This window comes from Streptomyces litchfieldiae (assembly GCF_031845365.1).
GTDB classification, from domain to species: Bacteria; Actinomycetota; Actinomycetes; order Streptomycetales; family Streptomycetaceae; genus Streptomyces; species Streptomyces litchfieldiae.
In genome coordinates this window covers 1-1,212 of the sequence record NZ_JAVREL010000062.1, presented here as the reverse complement: position 1 = coordinate 1,212, position 1,212 = coordinate 1, and the positions used below count along the sequence as shown (strand labels likewise).

Genomic DNA, 1,212 nt, shown 5'->3' with positions numbered 1-1,212 from the left:
GCCGGTGCGCGGACCGCACAGGGCTCACGCGGGCGCTGGCGAAGGTGCTGCCATCCAGCACGGCGGCCGGCTGGCGGGACCGCACGGGGGTGCTGGTCCAACTGGCAGTCGCGATCGTGCTCGGGGCGGGGAACCTGTCGGAGGCTGAGCAACTCCAACTCCATCACCGGCCGCTGTTCGGAACTGCGGCCTCGGATTCCACCGCCCGGCGCACGCTGGCCGCGCTGGATGAGGCCACCCTGGCGAAGATCGCAAAGGCGCGGGCCAGGGTGCGCCGGCATGTGTGGGGTCTGCTGCATCTGCGGCCGGGCGGCTTCCCCTGGCTGACGGTAGCGGGCAAGCGGCTTGCCGGTTGGATCGTCATCGACATCGATGCCACCATCATCACCTCCGCGTCGAAGAAGGCCGGGGCTGCGGTCACGTTCAAGAAGACGTTCGGGTTTCATCCGCTGGCAGCGTGGTGCGCGAACACCACAGAGTCCCTGGCCATGCTCCTGCGACCGGGCAACGCAGGGGCGAACACAGTGGCCGACCACATCCGCGTGCTCACCGACGCCCTCACCCAGATCCCCGGCTCCTCGGCCGCGAAGATCCTCATCCGGGTGGACGGGGCCGGAGCCACCCACGGGCTGCTGGAGCACCTGGAAGCGTTGAACACCACGCGGCGCACGGTCCGCTACACCGTCGGCTGGAAGATCACCGAGGACGACGAGAAGGCCATCGCCCGCCTGCCCGAGACCGCCTGGGAGACCTCCCTGCACCAGGACGGCAGTCTCCAGGAGGGCTACCACGTCGCCGAGTTGACCGGGCTGAACACCCGCGAGGGCTGGCCGGAGGGCATGCGGCTGATCGCGCGCCGGGTCCGTCCGACCCGCCGTCACCTGAAGAAACTCACCCGCTTCGAGAAGAAGACCGGCTGGCGGTACTGCGTCACCGCCACCAAACATCCACCGCATGTGGGGCATCGCCGGCTCGGGCCACGCCCAGTTCCTGGACGTGCTGCACCGCTCCCACGCCGCAGTGGAAGACCGGGTGCGCACGAACAAGGCCATGGGACTGGACAACCTGCCCTCCGCCTCATGGGAAGTGAACTGCGGCTGGATCCTTGCCGCAAACCTCGCAAGTGATCTCGACGCCTGGGTGCGGCTGCTGGCCCTGCACGACATCGAGGACCTGACCGACGCCGAACCGGACACCATGCGCTTCCGCCTC

The 1,212-nt window shown here is 69.0% G+C and carries 1 protein-coding gene; it reads left to right on the top strand.

Annotation, left to right across the window (positions count from 1 at the left end; genetic code table 11):
* Positions 1-44 precede the first annotated feature (44 nt).
* The gene (locus tag RM590_RS35380; RefSeq protein WP_311708922.1) at positions 45-1,127 is read left to right on the top strand and encodes a transposase; all 1,083 of its coding nucleotides are present in this window, start codon (positions 45-47) and stop codon (positions 1,125-1,127) included.
* Positions 1,128-1,212: the final 85 nt, after the last annotated feature.